The organism is Shewanella khirikhana, assembly GCF_003957745.1.
GTDB lineage: Bacteria > Pseudomonadota > Gammaproteobacteria > Enterobacterales > Shewanellaceae > Shewanella > Shewanella khirikhana.
The window spans coordinates 1,767,142-1,787,225 of the sequence record NZ_CP020373.1 but is presented as its reverse complement, the minus strand read 5'-3'; the positions used below and the strand labels follow the sequence as shown (position 1 = coordinate 1,787,225).

Annotated in this window: 12 protein-coding genes and 1 riboswitch; of the genes, 7 read left to right on the top strand and 5 right to left on the bottom strand. The window is 55.6% G+C overall.

Annotated features, from left to right (window positions below; translation table 11 throughout):
• Positions 1–5 precede the first annotated feature (5 nt).
• Positions 6–2,006, top strand: a complete 2,001-nt coding sequence (locus tag STH12_RS07775; RefSeq protein ID WP_126167022.1) for a cation:proton antiporter — start codon at positions 6–8, stop codon at positions 2,004–2,006.
• Between the two features lie 459 nt (positions 2,007–2,465).
• Here the strand turns inward: STH12_RS07775 and fadE are convergent, their stop codons facing one another.
• Positions 2,466–4,913, bottom strand: a complete 2,448-nt coding sequence (gene fadE, locus STH12_RS07770) for an acyl-CoA dehydrogenase FadE (protein WP_126167021.1) — start codon at positions 4,911–4,913, stop codon at positions 2,466–2,468.
• Between the two features lie 237 nt (positions 4,914–5,150).
• Here fadE and STH12_RS07765 point away from each other — a divergent pair, with 237 nt between their 5' ends.
• Positions 5,151–5,960, top strand: a complete 810-nt coding sequence (locus STH12_RS07765) for a class II glutamine amidotransferase (RefSeq protein WP_126167020.1) — start codon at positions 5,151–5,153, stop codon at positions 5,958–5,960.
• Positions 5,961–6,034: 74 nt separating this feature from the next.
• On the opposite strand, the gene STH12_RS07760 is transcribed toward STH12_RS07765, so the two are convergent.
• From STH12_RS07760 to STH12_RS07750, 3 genes are read right to left on the bottom strand one after another with little or no spacing between them, the layout of a single operon-like run.
• Entirely contained in the window at positions 6,035–6,781 is a 747-nt protein-coding gene (locus tag STH12_RS07760; RefSeq protein WP_126167019.1) for a DUF3108 domain-containing protein, read from the bottom strand.
• 14 nt (positions 6,782–6,795) lie between these two features.
• Positions 6,796–7,137 (bottom strand): MGMT family protein, encoded by a 342-nt coding sequence (locus tag STH12_RS07755; protein WP_126167018.1) that lies wholly within the window; start codon positions 7,135–7,137, stop codon positions 6,796–6,798.
• A 35-nt stretch (positions 7,138–7,172) separates the two neighbouring features.
• Positions 7,173–8,579 carry a HAMP domain-containing sensor histidine kinase gene (locus STH12_RS07750; protein WP_126167017.1) on the bottom strand — a complete coding sequence of 469 codons (1,407 nt, stop codon included), beginning with the start codon at positions 8,577–8,579 and terminating at the stop codon, positions 7,173–7,175.
• A gap of 159 nt (positions 8,580–8,738) precedes the next feature.
• Between STH12_RS07750 and imuA the strand changes: the two genes are divergently transcribed.
• The 3 genes from imuA to STH12_RS07735 all read left to right on the top strand — a co-directional run bounded on the left by imuA (position 8,739) and on the right by STH12_RS07735 (position 14,841).
• Positions 8,739–9,434 carry a translesion DNA synthesis-associated protein ImuA gene (gene imuA, locus STH12_RS07745; RefSeq protein WP_126167016.1) on the top strand — a complete coding sequence of 232 codons (696 nt, stop codon included), beginning with the start codon at positions 8,739–8,741 and terminating at the stop codon, positions 9,432–9,434.
• Between the two features lie 143 nt (positions 9,435–9,577).
• Positions 9,578–11,749, top strand: a complete 2,172-nt coding sequence (locus tag STH12_RS07740; RefSeq protein WP_126167015.1) for a Y-family DNA polymerase — start codon at positions 9,578–9,580, stop codon at positions 11,747–11,749.
• Complete coding sequence (locus STH12_RS07735) at positions 11,749–14,841, top strand: error-prone DNA polymerase (RefSeq protein WP_126167014.1); 3,093 nt, start codon at positions 11,749–11,751, stop codon at positions 14,839–14,841. The genes STH12_RS07740 and STH12_RS07735 overlap by 1 nt, the downstream gene beginning before the upstream one ends.
• Before the next feature lie 164 nt (positions 14,842–15,005).
• Here the strand turns inward: STH12_RS07735 and trhA are convergent, their stop codons facing one another.
• Positions 15,006–15,737, bottom strand: a complete 732-nt coding sequence (gene trhA / locus STH12_RS07730) for a PAQR family membrane homeostasis protein TrhA (protein WP_126167013.1) — start codon at positions 15,735–15,737, stop codon at positions 15,006–15,008.
• A gap of 507 nt (positions 15,738–16,244) precedes the next feature.
• Between trhA and STH12_RS07725 the strand changes: the two genes are divergently transcribed.
• Positions 16,245–17,558: a hypothetical protein gene (locus tag STH12_RS07725; protein ID WP_126167012.1), complete on the top strand. Its 1,314-nt coding sequence runs from the start codon at positions 16,245–16,247 to the stop codon at positions 17,556–17,558.
• Positions 17,559–17,689: 131 nt separating this feature from the next.
• A riboswitch (TPP riboswitch) is annotated at positions 17,690–17,788 on the top strand.
• Positions 17,789–18,054: 266 nt separating this feature from the next.
• On the top strand, positions 18,055–20,067 hold the full coding sequence (thiC, locus tag STH12_RS07720) for a phosphomethylpyrimidine synthase ThiC (protein ID WP_126167011.1): 2,013 nt from the start codon (positions 18,055–18,057) through the stop codon (positions 20,065–20,067).
• Positions 20,068–20,084 lie beyond the last annotated feature (17 nt).

Below are 20,084 nucleotides of genomic sequence, written 5' to 3'. Positions count from 1 at the left end.
AATACATGGTTGAACATATCACCGGCATTCTGGCGCTCATTGGGGTGCTTTCGTTGTTTTGCCAGTGGCTGGGTTGGAAGCTGAGGCTCCCGGCTATTTTACCTTTGCTGCTCTGTGGCCTGCTGCTTGGGCCGGGGCTTGGTTTTTTGAAACCGGACGCGATTTTTGGCGATCTGCTGTTTCCGATGATCTCACTCGGGGTAGCCATCATTCTGTTTGAAGGCTCACTCACACTTAACTTTAAAGAAATCAAAGACTATGGCCGAATGGTGACCCACCTGGTGACCATAGGCATGGCCGTGACCTGGGTGGCGATTTCTCTGGCGACCCATTACTTTATGGGCTTTGATTGGGCGCTGGCATGGTTATTCGGTGCCTTGGTGGTGGTAACAGGCCCCACTGTGATTGTGCCTATGCTGCGCAGTGTGCGGCCCAAGTCACAACTTGCCAGTATTCTTCGCTGGGAAGGCATTGTGATAGACCCCATAGGCGCGGTGCTGGCGGTGCTGGTATTCGAGTACATTGCCGCTTCGCAAAATGCCACCAGCCATATTCTGATGTCATTCGGCTCCATTCTGGCGCTGGGTTTTGGCTTTGGTGCTGCTATGGGCTATCTGGTTGGCTGGGTGCTCAGGCGCGATCTCTTGCCCCATTATCTGAAAAACACCGCGGTGCTCACAGTGATGCTGGGCACCTTTGTTGGCTCGAACCTGCTGCAGGAAGAGTCGGGGCTGCTGACAGTTACCGTGATGGGCATCTGGCTTGCCAATATGCGCGGTGTTGATATTGCCGATATTCTTGAATTTAAAGAAACCCTGACGGTGCTGATGATTTCGGCGCTGTTTATTTTGCTGGCGGCCAGGCTTGATTCGTCGGCGATGATGGACCTTGGTTGGGGCGGCATTGGCGTATTGGCGATTGCCATGCTGGTTGCCAGACCGCTCAGTGTGTGGCTGTCGGGGATAGGCACCAATCTGACGGCGCCGGAAAAGTGGTTTTTAAGCTGGGTGGCGCCGCGGGGGATTGTGGCGGCGGCGGTGTCGTCACTGTTTGCCATCAAGCTTGAAGAGCAGGGCGTGGCCGGGGCCGAAAAGATAGTGCCGCTGGTGTTTCTGATCATTATCGGTACCGTGGTGGTGCAGAGCCTGTCGGCAGGCACCTGGGCGCGCATTTTGAAAGTGAAAGCCGATTCTGCCCAGGGCATTTTGTTTTTCGGCGCCTCTGCATTTTCCCGCGAGCTTGCCAAGCTATTGAAAGGCAAAAACATCAAGGTGATGTTGGCCGACACCAACTGGGACAACATTCGCCTGGCGCGGATGGACAATATTCCAGTGTACTTTGGTAACCCAGCCTCAGAGCACGCCGAAACCTATCTCGATTTAACCGGCATCGGTCGGGTGCTGGTATTGTCGCCATACCGCCAGCTTAATCCTTTGGTCAGCTTCCATTTCCAGGACTATTTTGGCGCCGAGAAGGTGTATGGCCTGAACAACATGGAAGGCTCCAGCGCCCGTCATCTGGCGTCTGAGGCCTACATGAAGCGCCTTTGCCTGTTCGGTGAAGGTGTCTCTTACGCCAAAATTGCCAGTCAAATGGCAAAGGGCGGCATTTTAAAGAGCACGCCGCTGCGGGAAAACTTTACCTTGGTGGAGTTCACCCGTCGCTATGGCGAAAGTGCTTTGCCGCTGGTGTACCTGCAGGATGAAAAGCTGCGTATAGTCACCGCCGGCAGTGAAATCCCAGCCACCGGCATCGAGCTTATCAGCCTTATTCCGGTTGAGGCGCAGCAATACGCCAAAGAGCAGCAGGAAAAAGAAGCGCTTGAAAAGGCCCAGGCCGAGAAGGAAGAAGCCGAACGTGCAGCCTTTGAAAAGCTGGCCCGTGAGCAGGAAGAGGCTGCCAGGGAAGTGGCCAGTGAGGCCAATGCGGGTTTTGAAGAAGAAACCGTGGGAAGCCCGACCCTGCGTGATGAAGGCAGCGACGGTAATCAGCCGCTGAAAGCCTGATGAAATAACGACGTTACCCGCTGAGTGGCCGAGGAAGTAAACATCCTGGCCATTCAAGCGCCACCCAGTGGGTGACTTTTTGTGAAGGCCATCGACTCAATCGACAGCTATTGCTGTCTAAACCTATCCCCTCCAATCTATTCCCAGCTTGATTTATTACTACCCTAATTTATTGCTGCCCAAGTCCTGTTCTCGACATCCTGCCTCACTGAAATCAACCGTTATCAAGATGCAAGCAAGGCTGAACGCACTTCTTCGCCAACGCCCAGTTGGTTTGAGGGCTTTGGCGCTTTTCGAGTTCAGCTTAAGGCGAGTTCAGATTAAGACACATTCAATTAAATGGCGCGTGTGACTGCAAGCGTATAGCTGATAGTTGAGGTTTCGATGAAGAGAGTATGCAGTTGAATTGGCTGCAAAAGAAAAGGCGCCTGAAGGCGCCTTTTTAACTGGGAGCAGTGCTTAAGCCGCTTGCTCCTGAGACTTGCCAGTGGTGGTTTGCGCCACCAGCTCGGCTGGGTCGAAGTCGTCTACGTTGATAGACTTCATACGGCCAATCTCGGCTTTCTCCAGCAGGGCGATTTCGGCATCAGACAGAATGCCCAGAGCCTTGCCTTCGCCGGCCACCTGATCCAGCCACATGAAGGGCAGACGCTTACCAGCGGCTTTGCACACCTTGTCGTACAGTGGCTCGGCAGCGAGGATGTCCTTGAAGGTCTGCTCCTGAACACCCACAGGATTGTTGTCACAGGCTTCCCAGAACTGGCCCTGACCGAGACGCTCACGGCTGGCACACGGGGTTTGCATGATTTTGGCCACCTTGTGGTCCAGTACATCGCTTGGACGCTTCAGTGGGCGACCAAAAGGCAGCAGCAGTACGCGCAGCACGCCGCCAAGACCCGCAGGGAAGTTGTCCAGCAGCTCATCCAAAGAGGCTTGCAGCTTGAACAGGGCATCTTCAACCGCCCACTGTACCAGCGGCAGATCTTCAGTCTGACGACCTTCATCCTGATAACGCTTCAACGTGGCAGAGGCCAGGTACAGCTGACTCAGCATGTCGCCAAGACGGGCAGAGATACGCTCTTTACGCTTGAGGTTACCGCCCAGGGTGGCCATGGCGAGATCAGACAGCAACGCCAGGTTGGCACTGAAACGGTTCATGTGCTGGTAGTAGCGCTTGGTCTTGTCGCCGTAAGGGGCGTTAGAGAAGCGGCTGCCGGTCAGACCCATCCACACACTGCGAACCAGGTTGCTGATGGTGAAGCCGATATGACCAAAGAGGGCTGCATCGAAGCGGTTCAGACCCTGACGCACGTCTTTATCGAAGGCTGAGTCCATTTCGGCCAGTACATAGGGATGGCAACGAATGGCACCCTGACCATAGATGATCATAGAGCGGGTAAGGATGTTGGCGCCTTCCACGGTAATGGCGATAGGGGCAGCCTGATAACCACGGCCCAGGTAGTTGTTGGGGCCAAGGCACACGCCTTTACCGCCGTGGATGTCCATGGCATCGATGACGCATTTCTGCATGCGATCGGTAAGGTGATACTTAACGATGGCCGAGATAACCGATGGCTTTTCACCCAGATCGATACCTGTGGTGGTCAGCGAGGTTACAGCGTCCATCAGATAGGCGTTACCGCCGATACGCGCCATTGGCTCTTCAATACCTTCCAGCTTACCGATTGGCAGCTTGAACTGACGGCGGATGCGGGCATAGGCACCGGTTGCAAGGGCTGCGGTTTTCACGCCACCGGCTGAGTTGGATGGCAGGGTAATGCCGCGGCCAACCGACAGACATTCCACCAGCATGCGCCAGCCCTGACCGGCCATTTTCGGACCGCCAATGATAAAGCTTAAGGGCACAAACACGTCTTTACCGCGGGTTGGGCCGTTTTGGAACATACAGTTGAGCGGGAAGTGACGACGACCGGTTTCCACGCCTTCCACATCGGTGGGAATAAGGGCACAGGTAATGCCGAGCTCTTCTTCGCCGCCGAGCAGACGCTCAGGGTCACGCAGTTTGAACGCCAGACCCAACACAGTGGCGATAGGGGCCAGGGTGATGTAGCGCTTGTTCCAGGTGAGTTTCATGCCAAGCACTTCTTCACCTTTCCACATGCCTTTGCAGACAACGCCGTAGTCAGGAATCGAGCCTGCGTCTGAACCGGCTTCAGGGCTGGTCAGGGCAAAACAGGGCACTTCAAGACCCTTGGCCAGACGTGGCAGGTAGTGATCCTGTTGCTCGGCAGTACCGTAGTGCTGCAGCAGCTCACCAGGGCCGAGGGAGTTGGGCACGCCCACGGTGGACGCCAGCTCGCTGGAAACACCGGCCAGCTTTTGCAGTACGCGGGATTGGGCGTAGGCGGAGAACTCGAGACCACCGTATTTCTTCTTGATGATCATCGCGAAGAAGCCGTTGTCTTTCAGGTACTGCCACACGTCAGCAGGCAGGTCAGCCAGCTGATGGGATACCTGATGCTCGTTCACCATGCGGCACACTTCGTTGACCGGGCCGTCGATAAAGGCTTGTTCTTCGGCAGATAGGCGGGCGGTCGGGTAGTTGTGCAGCTTCTTCCAGTTAGGGTTACCGGCGAACAGATCGGCTTCCCACCAGGTGGTACCGGCGTCGATGGCTTCTTTTTCAGTGGAAGACATCTCGGGCATGATGCCACGGTACACTTTCAGCAGCGGGCGGGTGATCAGGCTCTGACGAATACTGCTGATATTCAGAGGCAGGGCGATAACCAAAAAGATGATGCCGCCCCAAAGGCCAACAACATCCAAGGTCCATCCTGCGGTCAACATAATGGCGGCTGCGGCAGTGGCGGTCAGCAAGGACACCCGCAAATAAGCGCAGGCACCAAGCACCACAAGCAGCGCGATACTCCAAAGTAGGGTAGTCACTCTCGTTCTCCTTTATTTATAACCCTTCTCCAGGCGGGTCATATAAGCGATCCTGATCACAAGTATAGTGTGTGGTCAGACCTGTGTCGCATTAAAAAGTAAATCCAACTGTGATCGAACACAAGCATTTTTCAAACAAATGTTTAAATTTTTTCGAGCGCCGCGGCATTCCCATCAACAAGGGGCAAAGTTACAATAAGTTAGTTGTTGTATTTGTGACCTTCAGGTGCCTTGATTATGTGTGAATTATTGGCGATGAGCGCCAACGTGCCCACCGACATTGTGTTCAGTTTTACCGGGCTTGCTGAGCGTGGTGGGGTAACCGGCCCCCATGTGGATGGCTGGGGCATTACCTTTTATGAAGGCAAGGGCAGCCGCACCTTTAAAGATGCTTGCCCATCGAGCGAATCACACATTGCCCGCTTGATTAAGTCATACCCGATTAAAAGCGAAACAGTGATAAGCCACATCCGCCAGGCCAACCGTGGCTGTGTGTCGCTGGAAAACACCCACCCCTTTGACAGGGAACTGTGGGGCCTGAACTGGACCTACGCCCACAACGGCCAGTTGAGTGACTATAAAGACAAGTTTGCGGTGCGTCGTTTCCGCCCAGTGGGGGACACCGACAGTGAACTGGCATTTTGCTGGATTTTGGAAAAACTGGTTGGCCGTTTTGGTGATGAGCGCCCCGATGACATGTTGCCTGTATTTGCTTACGTAGCAGAACTTGCCGAAGAAATTCGCACCCTTGGGGTGTTTAATATGATCCTTTCGGAAGGCAATTACCTGATGAGCTTTTGCAGTAACAACTTAAGCCACATCACCCGCCGCGCGCCTTTTGGCAAGGCCAAGTTGATTGATACCGATGTGGTGATTGATTTTGACAAGGAAACCACCCCCAATGATGTGGTTACCGTGATAGCTACCCGGCCACTAACTGATAACGAGGCCTGGAACATCATGCAGCCCGGTCAGTGGCAGCTGTTTTGTAAAGGGGAAGTGGTTGGTGGCGGCGCCTTTGTGGCAAACACGGATACAAACGAATAACCCGGGTACTGCCGACACAGCGTAAAGACTAAAAAAGCCGGGCATTGCCGGCTTTTTTGTGGCTTGTTTACCGCTTATGGGTTGGCCGCCAGCGGTGCGGGCGCGGTATCGATAAAGCGATAACCGGTCAGCTGTACATCCAGCTGTTTGTCGCCCTTTTCAAAGTGAGTCATGCGTACCGGCAGATAGGCCAGATCCGGCGCCATCCACACTACGGTTTTGCGCTTCTTGCTGTCGCGGATCACCTCAAGGCGCAGGGTACGGTACTCGGTGCCATCGATATTCAGCACTTCCTCGCCCATACGCTTGAATGAGTAGTCATCAATCTCGTTGTCTTTCACCATGTGGTATTCAAGTGCTTCTTTGCCATCAATCAGATCCTGACGGAACTGCAACTGCACCATCATGGTGTCGTAGAGCTTGTTCTCAAACGGCAGCTCAACATGCTCGCCCTTGTAGTTGCTGCGCACGATGGACTTGTCTTTCAAAAAGGCCACCTGCTCGCTGAAATCACTGCCGGTACCTGTGCGCTGATGGATAAACACCATGGGCTCAAGCCCATGGTCGGTGCGGCGGAATTTACTCTTGATACTGCGCTCATCGCTTAAAAACAGCAGGCTCAGCTCACTGGTAAAATTGTACTGGTAGTAATTTCCTTCGGGCGCCGGCAGGCTGAAATGAGCCTTGCCCAGGCCAATATCGCCGTACAGCACCTTGTAGTCGGCCTCAAAGGGCGACAGTGAGTTTTGGGCATAGGCGCTAATACTTAAAGCGCTGGCACTCAGCAGTGGCAGGGCGAGGGATAACAGAAACTTGCGCATACAGCTCCTTGGCGTCAGTAAGGCAGACTCAATATCAGGGTGGCCATATCGGGCCGCCACTCATATTCAGACAAGTTGATTTTGCCTTGGTTCACGATAACCCCCTCAAGACGCAGGCTTTCCTGTTGTAGCCGAAAGGGCTCAGTGTCTTTAGGAAAAGAAATTTTTCCCTGGCTGTTTATCACCCTGTGCCAGGGGAGTGCCAGACTGTCCGGTGCCAGTTTCAGGGCCCGTGATACATAGCGGGCGCGGCCGGGCAAACCGGCAAGGTCGGCCACTTTGCCATAACTGAGCACCTTACCCTCAGGAATGAGGGTCACTATATGCCAGATCCGGCTTGGACTCAGGCTGGACATCCGCGCACCTTCCAAAAGCAATTCATGCACCTATACTAAATGGCCTTGTCGGCAGCGGCCAGCCTTTTAAGCCGCATCGGCAGCAACAGCTTAACTTCCAACCCACCAGCTTCACTGCGCCCGGCCGAGACATCACCGCCGAGCAGACGCACACACTCCCGCACTATAGCAAGCCCCAGGCCAAATCCGCCCTGACTGGCGTGACGGGCCTCATCAAAGCGGGTAAAGGGATGGAACAGAGTTTCGAGCTTGGTGTCATCGATACCCGGGCCATCATCTGCCACTGTGATATTGAGCCAGCTATCATCGCAGTGGCTGGTTATCTGAATATGACACTCAGATCCGGCATATTTAAGGCTGTTGCGCACCAGGTTTTCCAGCGCCCGCTGCAGCAAACTTTGGTCGGTTTCAAGCTCGATATGCTTGCAGGCGGCCAAATCCTGCCATTCGATATGTTGGCGTGGCGCAGCTTCAAAACGGCAATCCCCCAGAAGTGGCTGCGCCAGCTCGTGCAGATTAAAGGGCGCGCAGCGGGCGGTCTGATAGCCACTGGCGAGGCGACTGTAACCCAAAAGGGTGTCTATCAGGCGGCTGAGTTCGCTGTTTTCCGCGTGGATCCGCTTAAGGTAAGGTGAGGACTCTGCCAGATCGCTCTCCAGCAAATCGGCTGCCAGCTTTTGCCGCGCAAGCGGGGTGCGCAGCTCATGGGACACGTCACGAATAAGGCGCTCCTGGGTGGTGAGGGTGCGTTCAATCACATCCGCCATTTCATCAAAGTCGTGGCCGAGCTGATAAAACTCAGGTTCAGCCGCCGAAAAGTGCTCGCCGATCCGGGTGCTGAGCTTTCCGCTTGCCAGGGCTCGGGTGCCCTGTTGCAACGTCGCCAGCGGTTTGATGAGGTAATGCCCCAGCAGGCGACTGAACAGCCACAGCACAAACAATCCCACGGTTAAGCGGATCGCCCACAGGCTGTAACTGAGATCCTTGGCTGGGTGCAAATTCGCATTGAGCTGCACCGCCAAAAGCAGAGGGCCGCTGTCATCGAAAGTGGCATAAATCGGCAGGCCGATAATGGGCTTTTGTACCCGATCCCCCAGCGCCTGATCCGGCCCCAGCATAAACCCCAGTTTGAATTCAAAGTGCGGATGAACAGGGCGGCCGCTAACGCCTTCAAGGCGGCTGTTAATCACATGCAAACTGAACGACTGCGCCGCCTCCCACTCGGCCAGCGCCTGAGGAGAGCCGCGTTTCACCATGGCTTCGGCCTCCCGGGCCAACACCGACAGCTGCGCCTTGGTTTCCTTTGGCAGCACCAACAGCTGATGCAGCACCATGGCTTCAATCAGACTGGCCAATAACAAAATCACCAACAGGGAGGAGCCGAAATAGCCAAACAGGCGCCATTGCAGGCGGGCAAAGGGGTGATGGCGGGACAACTTCATGACAATTGCACAGACTTATAAATAAAAATGATTCGCATTATACACCTTGCCAATTCAGATCCCAGAGGATTGGCAAGTTTGTCAGAACTGCTATACTGTATAAATATACAGTTATTGGTGATTTGAATACCGAAACCCGGTTCAGACACAGGTGCCCCGATGAAAACCAGTCCACAAGAGCTTTCCAAACAACTTGGCCGCCAGGATATCTGGCTTGGGCAACAAACCTGCCAGCAGCCCGGTTATGCCACCGGCTTTGAGACGCTGGATGCTGCCTTGCCCGACAGCGGCTGGCCGCGCCATGGGGTGTGTGAACTGAGTTGCCCGGTGCCGGGGTCGCAGTCAATGCTGCTGTTAACGCCACTGCTCAGGTGCATACAGGGCGAAAACGACACCCCGGTAATTTTGGTTGGCGCTCCCTGGCAGTTGAATCCGCAGTACTTATTGCAACATGGACTGCGGCCGGAAGGCTTTTGCCTGGTGGATGTCAACGCGCGTAAGGACAGACTCTGGGCTATGGAGCAGAGTCTGGCCAGTGGTGGCTGCCGTTTGTTGTTGGGCTGGCTTGACCGTTTAAGCCTGACCGAAGCCCGGCGTTTGCAGCTGGCGGCGGAAAAGGGCGGCTGTCTGGCCATTATTCTGGTGACTGACGCCACTGAGGGTAATCCTTTGCCGCTGCGTTTGGGGTTAACCCCGGGCGGTAACTCAGACAGGCTGGAACTCGCTTTACTGAAACGCCGCGGCGGCAAACCGCAGGACAGTTTGCAGATTGAGGGGCTTTCCCCACTGCTTGCACGCTACTTACCGCCGCAGCCATCCATGCAGGTGGTGCAGGGCCCCTGGGGCGGCGCCTGAGCAGGAGGATGATGTATGTCATTTATCCGTGATTGCCTGCGCGTCCATCAAAGACATTTGTTTCAGCAGAGCCTGTTCGTTCAGCAGCGCTGCTGTTTGGCCCGCGGGCTTAGCCGTCATCAATCTGTTTGGGTTAAGGGTTGATGCGCTGGCTTGGTGTATGGCTACCCCATTGGGAGCTGGATTATCTGCGCCATGTGCAGGGGCTGGCGCCATCCATGCCACTTATTTTGTACGATGTGGCAAAGGCGCGGGTGCTTAAAGCCTGCCCGCAGGCGGCCAATGCCGGGGTTATGGCAGGTCAGAGCATGGGCAGCGCGGCGCAGCTGTGCCCCAATGTGCAGCCATTTCCCTTCAATCTCTCGCTGCACCGGCAAGGCTGCGACTGGCTGTGTCGCCACGGCTACAGTTTCAGTGCCCGCCTGGTGCCGCCTCCTGAGCCCGATACGTTTTTTGCCCGTTGCCACGATGTACTGCTGCTTGAAACCGGCTCTATGGCAAAACTCTTTGGCGGCGAAGCGGCGCTGGCAAAAGCATTGGCCGCCGCGCTTGAAGGACTTAACTGCCACTTTGCCATGGCGTTTGCTGCCACGCCGTTGGCAGCGGGTATGCTGGCCAAAACCCGGCCCAGTCTGGCATCAAAGACGCTGCAGCCAGTGTTTGCCAGGGCTGCAACGTCGCAATCGGCTCTCAAGGTTTTCGCTTCAAAATCAGCATCAAAAGCGATTGCTGAGCCCAAAAGCGCAGCAGAGGTTTTATCACGGCAATTATCGGCGCTGCCAATCTCAACCCTGCCTGTGCCTGAGACGCTGCTTTTTCGTTTGGAGGGCATGGGGCTTGAGCATATAGGTGCGCTGCAGGCTTTACCCGCCGCCGAGCTTGGGATCCGCTTTGGTCCTGAATTTGTGCTGCTATTGGCAAGGCTTAACGGTAAGCAGCCCCATCCCCAGAGCTTTTATTGCCCGCAGGAAGAGTATCGTCAGCGGCTTGAGCTGATGTATGAGGCCGAAAGTCTCAATGCCCTGGTGTTTGTGCTTGGGCGTATGTTTGCCGAGCTTGCGCTGTTTTTACGTCAGCGACAGTTGGCGGTTTCCATGCTGGAGCTGGTGTTGCATTACCGGGCAACCTTCACAGAAACCATAGAGACCACAGAAACCTCCGAGACCACTGGTAGAGAGGCAAGTATCGGTCAGGGAAGCGTGACAGGTGCGCTATCCAGAGCTTTGGATAAAGCTGAGTCGATTCAGCCCACAGCAGAGGCTCATGAAGCGCGCCTGTCGCTGGCATACCCCTTTGCCGAATACACCGCCGATGGCCTGTTGGCCCTGTGCCGTTTGCAACTGGAGCGCTTTACGCTGGCCGCGCCCGTGGTGGCACTGACGCTGCACCGCTGTCACTTTAGCCCCAGAAGTGCGCCGCTGGCAGGAGCCATCGAAAACAGTCACAGAGCCAGCCTGAGCTTGCTGGCCCGGCTCGAAGCCCGATTGGGGCAAGACAGGGTAAAGCGCCTTGGCGCCAGAAAGGCGCTCTTGCCGGAGCACAGCTTTTGCCTGCAACCGATGTCGGCACCTGTGGCGGTTGCCCATACGGCTTTGCCTGCATCATCTTTGTCAGCCTCATCTTTAGCTGCAAAGCCTTCACGCCAGCAGTCAAAGCCAACTCCGCCCAAACTGACCCAGCCAAAACTGACCCAGCCAAAACTGACAGAGGCTAAGCCAAAAGAGCCTAAGCCAACAGAGCTTAAGCCAACAGAGCCATTCACCTCATCCATGCCAGCGCGGCAACGCGCAGCAGCTGCCGGTATCACTCCAGCAGCAGATAAAAAAGCCGCAACAGCGACGCACTTAACAGTTACAGATTTAGCAATTACGGGCTTAGCAGCGGCCAATGAGCCTGTTACGAACAAAGCTGCAACGAGCGAAGCCGCGACTGCTGTGATGGAACTGAGCGAGACAGCGACAAAAGCCGCAGCAGCCAGTAAGCCTGCGGCCACACAGGATGCTGCCACAGAAGGGCTGTCACTTGCCTGCCGCCCGCCCTGGCTTTTGGTAACGCCCGAAGCGATTGCAGAAACCGATGTCGAGCTGCTGCGCGGCCCGGAGCGGCTGCGTGAACCCTGGTGGCATGGCAGCCAAACCGTGGCGGCTCAAAGCGTAACTGAGCTTGATACAGGCCAGGTAAGCGAGAGTTTGCCAAGCGGGAAACCCATGGGCGCGGCGCGTGACTATTATCTTGCCCGCCACCATGAAGGTGGCCTGTGCTGGGTGTTTCGCCGTGAGGGCGAGCCCGGACTTTACTTGCAGGGCTGGTTTTGATGTACGCCGAACTTCATGCCATCAGTAACTACAGCTTTTTACGGGGCGCGTCGCACCCACACGAGCTGGTGGCCGAGGCGGCGCGGCTTGGCTACAGTGCCATCGCCATTACCGATGAATGTTCGGTGGCCGGTGTGGTCAAGGCGCACATGGCCGCCGTGGAGGCTGGTATAGCGCTGATTGTGGGCAGTGAATTTCGGCTGCCGGAAGGCACCTTTGTGCTGTTGGCCACCAGCCGGGCAGGTTATGGCGCCCTGTGCCGTTTGATAAGTCGTGGTCGGCGGCGGGCCCCCAAGGGGGAATATCGCATCAATCTGGACGACCTGTTATCGCCGTTGCCTGACTGCGTGCTGCTGTGGCGACCGCCTATGCCCCAAAATCCGGGGGCGGACATTGCCGCGACCGAGCGGCAGTGGTTTGCTACACAAAAGCGGCTGGCAAAACAGCTTGCAGCCTGGCAGGGGCGGCGCTACTTACTGGCGGAGCAGTGTCTTGAGGCCGCAGGCAGCCTGTGGCAGCGCTATTTGAAGCGCCTCTCTGATTTGTGCGACATCCCCTGCGTGGCAGCAGGAGATGTGCGTATGCACAGCGCGGCGCGCCAGCCGCTTCTGGATGTACTCACCTGCATTCGCTTAGGCCTCAGGCTTGATGAAGCCGAAGGGCATTTGTGCCAGAACGCTGAGCATTACTTGCGGCCCCTTGGCAGCATCCATCGCCGTTATCCGCAGGAGTGGATTGCCAATACCCAGAAGATTGCCAGCCAGTGCCGGTTTTCGATGGCTGAACTCAGGTACGAGTACCCGGCCGAGCTGGTGCCTGCTGGCTTAAACGCCAGTGAATACCTTGCCCGGGAGGTCGCCAAAGGCGCCCGGCGCCGCTACGGCTTGGCGGTGCCAGCAGCGGTAAAACGCCAGTACCTGGCCGAGCTTAAGCTTATCCATGAGCTTGAATATGAGTATTTTTTTCTCACCATTTACGACATAGTCCGCTTCGCCAGACGCAAGCGGATTTTGCATCAGGGTCGCGGCTCGGCGGCCAATTCGGTGGTGTGTTTTTGCCTTGGGATCACCGAAGTGGATCCCACCCGGGTCAATATGCTGTTTGAGCGCTTTATTTCCAAAGAACGCCACGAGCCGCCGGATATCGATGTGGACTTTGAGCATGAGCGCCGCGAAGAAGTGATCCAATACATTTATCGCAAGTACGGCCGCCACCGGGCGGCGCTGGCCGCGAGTGTGATCACCTATCGGCTGAAAAGCGCCATGGGGGAAGTAGGCAAGGTGCTGGGGCTGGACAGAGAGCTGGTGGCAAGGCTCATTCAGGGCATCGACAGGCGCGATCCGAGTCACCCCTGGCGCGAACAATTGGCCGCACAGTTGCCTGGCGCCGACATGTTTGGCTACCTTGTGCAGTCCTTGCTCGGCTTTCCGCGTCATTTATCCCAGCATGTAGGCGGCTTTGTGATTTCCGCCGGGCCGCTGGCCGAGCTGGTGCCGGTGGAAAACGCCGCCATGGAAGACAGAACCGTGATCCAGTGGGATAAGGACGATCTGGAGGCGCTGGGGCTACTGAAAGTGGACGTGCTGGCGCTGGGGATGCTGACTGCCATTCGTAAGTGTTTCGAGCTTATCAGTCGTCATCAGCAGCCCTTTGGCATGCGGTCAATCAAAGCCGAAGATCCCAATGTCTATCATATGCTCAGCTGCGGCGACAGCATGGGAGTGTTTCAGGTGGAGTCCCGGGCGCAAACGTCCATGCTGCCAAGGCTCAGGCCTGCATGCTATTACGATCTGGTTATTCAAATTGCGATTGTGCGCCCTGGGCCAATTCAGGGTGACATGGTGCATCCGTTCCTGAGGCGCCGCAAAGGGTTGGAGGCGGTGACTTACCCCAGCGAGGCAGTCAAAGCCGTGCTTGAGCGCACCATGGGGGTGCCGATTTTTCAGGAGCAGGTGATCAAGCTTGCCATGGTGGCCGCAGGTTTCAGTGGTGGTGAGGCGGATGCGCTGCGCCGGGCCATGGCCAGTTGGAAACATACCGGCAAGCTGTGGCCCTTCGAGCAAAAGCTGCTGGATGGCATGGCTGCGCGGGGCTACAGCGAAGACTTTGCCCGACAGATCTTTCGCCAAATTCAGGGCTTTGGCGAATATGGCTTTCCTGAATCCCATTCGGCAAGCTTTGCGCTGTTAGCCTATGTCTCTGCTTATCTTAAGTTTTACTACCCGGCGGCCTTTTGCTGCGCGCTGCTGAACAGCCAGCCGATGGGGTTTTACAGCCCATCGCAGCTGTTGCAGGACGTGCGCCGTCATGGAGTGGAGGTGTTTGATGTGTGTATCAATCACAGCCAGTGGGACAGCAGCCTGGTGAAAACCGCCACCGGCTTTGGGATACGGCTCGGATTCAGGCAGGTTAAGGGCTTGAAAGAGCAGGCTATGCAAAGGCTGGTTGCCGCTCGCCCAGCGGCGGGTTTTGCGCACTTGAGTGAGGTCAGCGTCTTGCTCGACAGGCACGCTTTGGAGCTGCTTGCTGCTGCCGATGCCTTCAGGTTACTCAGTGGCCACCGATTTCAAAGCCGCTGGCAATTGTCGGCCCGCCAGACAAGCCTGCCGCTGTTTGATGACTTGCCAGAGCCGCTGCTGCCAGGGGGCGCAGAGCCAAGTCTTGATGCCCCCAATGCGGTGCAGTGCCTCAAGGCGGATTATCGCAGCAAGGGGCTAAGTCTGGGGCAACATCCGATGGCATTGTTGCGAACTGCTGGTTTACTTGGAAAAACTTTGACAGCAAAAGCGCTTGAGGACACCCGTCATGGGCAGCTGGTAACTGTTGCCGGTGTGGTGACCGGCAGGCAGCGACCCGGCACTGCATCTGGCGTTACCTTTATTACCCTGGAAGATGAGACTGGCAACACTAACCTGATAGTGTGGATGGGCACAGCAAGGGCGCAGCGAAAGCCGTATTTGACATCAACAATTTTGAAAGTAAATGGCACAGTGGAACATGCCGATGGCGTGACCCATGTGGTGGCAGGTCGGCTTGAGGATATCTCGCATTTGCTCGATAGCCTCAAAGTGGCTTCGCGGGATTTTCACTAGCACTGAGCGCCCACAGAGCAGCTGGGCGCCAACAGAGTACCTTTATCAGCTAGCACACCGGTGAACAACAGGCTGGCGAGTATAGGTGTTTGGCAAACCACTGGCATGAAGAGGAACTGCATTTGCGTCTCAGTTTTTATGCCATTTGGTACTTTAACCTTTGCTTACTGGCCCTTGGGGATCACCGTGAGGTAAATGCACAGGAAGTGACTGATGGCGCCGCCAAGCACAAACAGGTGCCAAATGGCATGGTTAAAGGGAATGCGTTTAACCGCATAAAACACCACCCCCAGGCTGTAAAACAGGCCGCCGGTGAGCAGCAGAGTAAAGCCAGTGTCGGTCATGCCGGCGATCATCTTGTCGAGCACCGCCACACACAACCAGCCCATTGCAAGGTACAGCACCAGGCTGAATGCTTTAAAGCGATGTAAAAACAAAAGCTTGAATCCAATACCGCCAAGCGCAAGTAACCAGATGGCAGCCAGTACCCAATCGACACCGACGCCTTCCAGGGTAATGAGTACAAACGGTGTGTAAGTTCCGGCAATCAAAAGATAAATGGCGCAGTGGTCAAACAGTTTGAGTTTGCGCTTAAGTGCAGGTGATTTGGCCCAGTGATAGGCGGTAGAGCAGGCAAACAGCAGCACCATACTCAGGCCATAAAGGCCAACGCCGAAGGTTTGCAGCAAACTCAAATGGCCGATGCTGTCATACAACATGGCCGCTGTGCCAAGCAGCGCCGCCAGCACGCCAATGCCGTGGCTTAAGGTGTTGGCCAGTTCTTCCCGCTCGCAATAAGCGGCTTGGCTGGCGTTGCCATAAGCATCCGAGGAGGCATTTTTCGGAGCATTAACGGGAGCAGGATCTGATACGCTGCTGGCTTGCATTGACGGCATGATGAACTCTTGGGATAGGGCTTGGCATTAGAGTCGTTAATCTAACATTCACTTTCTGCAAACACCACAAAAAAGAGTACAAGTGTACGCTTAAATATTTTTATCTGTTTTAAATCAATGTATTGAATTAGGTGCTTTTGGGCAAGGCAAAATCTTCCCCCTTTAAGATAGGCAGCAGGCTGCGCGAGATGATAACCAATCAGGAACTTTTGCAGCTTGGCTCTGTTCCAATAGCGATATGGTTAATGGCGGCTTTAAGCGGGTGAATTATCAGGCGCTGCAATTTAGTTCGCTTGGTAAGTTCAGCTAATGGTTCCAGGGCAAAAGAAACGACATTGGCACCGGACTCTGGGCACAGTTCACAGTCTCAGGTGTACTGAAGGCTGAAGCTCGAAGCTCGAGAAGGAACCTAAGCCCCCAGCACAAATAAAGCAAAACCGAGCCCAGCCAAAAGGCCAGAAAATCAGGGAAAAGCTCACGCAAGAGCCCAGGGAAAAGGAAAGGCGTTTGACCAACAGCAGTAACAGCAATGACTCCAGCCGCAATCCCCAATTGAAAACACCGGGTATGCAGGATCCGTGCATTCAATCCGGTGGCCACGAAGCATGTGCTGAAGAGGATAAATCGAACGGATCGGGCTGCTCCTTGGCACCTGCGCCGCAGCCTATCCATGCCCATCGGCACGACAGGCAGGATGATGGCTACGTGGCTTCGCTGAGCTTGTTTGCCACTCGAACCCCGAAGGATGTATCTCCGCTGCACCTGGCTGCCCCCGTTTTGCCTGCCCGAGGCGGTGACAATCTTAACCTTGGCATTGAGCGCACTGACCATAACAGCGGCTCTATAGTGGTTCCTGCTTTCACGGCTTTTACGCGACAGGATGCCGGGGCGCGGCAAGAAACTGTTGAACAAGAAGAAACCGTAAAACAAGAACAAACTGCACAGCAAGATAAAACCCAGGAGCGCGACAGAATCGACGTTAGGCAGACACTGCCGCTTAAATTGCTGCTGCCCGTTACCCTGGTGCACCTTGCCGTTTTGGGGCTGCTTGCCTGGCAGTTGGCACCGCAGCTGGGTTCATTAAGCGCGGCGCTGGATGAGCGCGCCAACCAGCCCAAGGCGTTGCAATCCTATTTGGTGTTCAGCGCGCCAAAACAGCCAATTGAACAGCCGCCAGAGGCGAATCCATCGGAGCTCGCTGCAGTCAAACCTCAATCCGAACCCGAACCCGAACCCGAACAGGTTGAGCGTGAGCAAGTGAACGAGCAAAAAACGCCTGTCGAGCCAACCTTGGCTACAGCACCAAAAGAGCCTGCCCCTATCAAAGATGAACCGCCCCCAGCACAGCCTATAGCTGAACCGGCGCAGCAGGCTCGGCGGGAATCTCTGCCGCCGATAGAGACGCCCGCACCATCTGAGCAGAGTCAGCTTGATTTCTCGACTCCCGCCAGCCGTTTTATGGCGCGCCAAAACGCTCAGGCGTTGAATGCCTTATCGCAGAGTTACGCCGACGAGCAGACCGTTCACATGAATGCGGCGGGGCGTGGCATGTCAGAGCTTCTGCCCGAGATGGAAGTGCTGCTGGTACCAAGCGCCGATGATTTCTATAAACCCAACACCCTGGATTCCGACATAGATCCCAACCGTATCGTGAAATCCGGCGATACCTGCTACCGGGTGGTGAAGGTGCCAACGCCCATTAATCCCCATGCCGAAAACCTGGGTTTTCCATTTCGCTGTGGTGAGGACAGGGTAAAAAAGGCCCTCAAGGAAGGTATCAACAAGTACCTTGCATTGATGGGCAAGCAGGATTTGCGTTGAACTATTTTCATCCTAATGACTTCAAATTGACTAATCTTGTTGAAATAAAGGTAATTAATGCCTCATTGCTTTTGTGAATAAATTTCCCATTCGTGGCTATTGTCATTGGCCTTCGCTTAAGCCTATACTGCCAGCACTTGTCGGAGTGCCTTAGGGCTGAGACCGTTTATTCGGGATCCGTTGAACCTGATCAGGTTAGAACCTGCGAAGGAAACAAGCATCAAATCCACCCCAGTTAGTGTCAGCAGCCTAAGCCGGAAGATAAACCGGAAGATAAGCGGGAAAATGAGGCGAAAGCCCACCGCAAACTGATGACCAAGTGGCCAGCAACGCAAAAACTCAGCAAAAAATGCCGAGAGTGTGCCAGGCAACCGGGGTGAATGAGACGCCAGACAGCGCTGAAAACACTGCAAAAACTGTCGTCGCCGCTGATTCAACTGCTCAATTTTCTCCCCCGACAAGCAACTCCATTTTGAAACCAAAAGTGAGATTGCTGATGTCAAACCGCCGCGAAACCCGTAAAGCCGCCCAGGACTTTATCGATAACTTAAAGCCGCTGCGCCGCCCCAATTCCGAAAAGATTTTTATTGAAGGCTCCCGGCCTGATATCCAGGTGGGCATGCGTCAAATTCATCAAACCGATACCCGCATCGTGAACACCCGCGGCGAAGAAACCTTCGAGGCCAATCCGCCCATCAAGGTATACGACTGCGCCGGACCGTATTCAGATCCCGAAGCTGAAATCAATGTGCGCCACGGCCTGCCAAAACTGCGTGAGGGCTGGATTTTAGCGCGCTGCGATACAGAAGAGCTTAACAGCGCCTCATCCAACTTTACCCAGCAGCGTCTCGCCGATGAGGGGCTGGATCACCTGCGTTTTGACGTGCTGCCAAAGCCGCGCCGCGCCAAGGCTGGCAAGCGGGTCACCCAGCTGCACTATGCCCGTCAGGGTATTATCACCCCGGAGATGGAATACATCGCCATTCGTGAGAACATGGCCCGCGATGAAGTGACCGACGAGCAGCTTAACCGCAAAAAGCCCGGCGAAGCCTTTGGTGCTTTGGTTGGTAAGTCCATCACTCCTGAGTTTGTCCGTGACGAAGTGGCCCGTGGCCGGGCGATTATTCCGGCCAACATCAACCACCCTGAAGCTGAGCCTATGATCATTGGCCGCAACTTTTTGGTGAAGGTGAACGCCAATATCGGCAACTCGGCGGTGACTTCTTCCATCGAGGAAGAAGTGGAAAAACTGGTGTGGTCCACCCGCTGGGGCGCAGATACTGTGATGGACCTGTCCACCGGCCGTTATATTCACGAGACCCGCGAATGGATTGTGCGCAACTCACCGGTGCCCATTGGCACTGTGCCCATCTATCAGGCGCTGGAGAAGGTTAACGGCATCGCCGAAGATCTTAACTGGGAAGTGTTCCGCGACACCCTGATTGAGCAGGCCGAGCAGGGGGTGGATTACTTCACCATCCACGCGGGTGTGCTCTTGCGCTACGTGCCCATGACCGCCAAGCGGGTTACCGGCATAGTGTCCCGCGGCGGCTCCATCATGGCCAAGTGGTGCTTAAGTCACCATCAGGAAAACTTCCTCTACACCCATTTCCGTGAGATCTGCGAGCTTTGCGCCGCCTATGATGTATCGCTGTCGCTGGGTGATGGCATGCGCCCGGGCTCCATTGCCGATGCCAATGACGAAGCCCAGTTTGCTGAGCTCGAAACCCTTGGCGAGCTTGTGAAAATCGCCTGGGAATACGATGTGCAAACCATTATCGAAGGCCCGGGCCATATTCCGATGCAGCTCATCAAAGAGAACATGGATAAGCAGCTTGAGCACTGCGCCGAGGCGCCGTTTTATACCCTCGGCCCCCAGACCACCGACATTGCTCCGGGCTACGATCACTTCACCTCGGGCATTGGCGCGGCGATGATTGCCTGGTACGGCTGCGCCATGCTCTGCTACGTAACGCCCAAGGAGCACTTGGGTCTGCCCAACAAGGAAGATGTAAAACAAGGCCTTATCGCTTACAAGATTGCCGCCCACGCAGCCGATGTGGCCAAGGGGCATCCCGGCGCGCAAATTCGCGACAACGCGCTTTCCAAGGCACGATTCGAGTTTCGCTGGGAAGATCAGTACAACCTCGGGCTCGATCCCGATACTGCCCGAGCCTATCACGATGAGACCCTGCCGCAGGAGTCGGCCAAGGTGGCCCATTTCTGCTCCATGTGCGGCCCCAAGTTCTGCTCAATGAAAATCACCCAGGACGTACGTGACTATGCTGCCAGTTTAGAGTCTGCAGCCAGCTTGGAGAATCCTGCCAACAAGCACCCGGACGCTGTACAAACGGTGGAAGTGGGCGCGGCTGAAAGTTATTCCAAAGCCGAAAGCTATGCCAAGGCGGGTATGGACAAGATGTCGGCCACCTTCAAAGAAACCGGTAGCGCACTTTACAGCGAGGCCCACGTCGATGCGGCGCGCAAGGCCGAGCAGGAACTGGTGTAAATGGGCGAGGGCAAGGC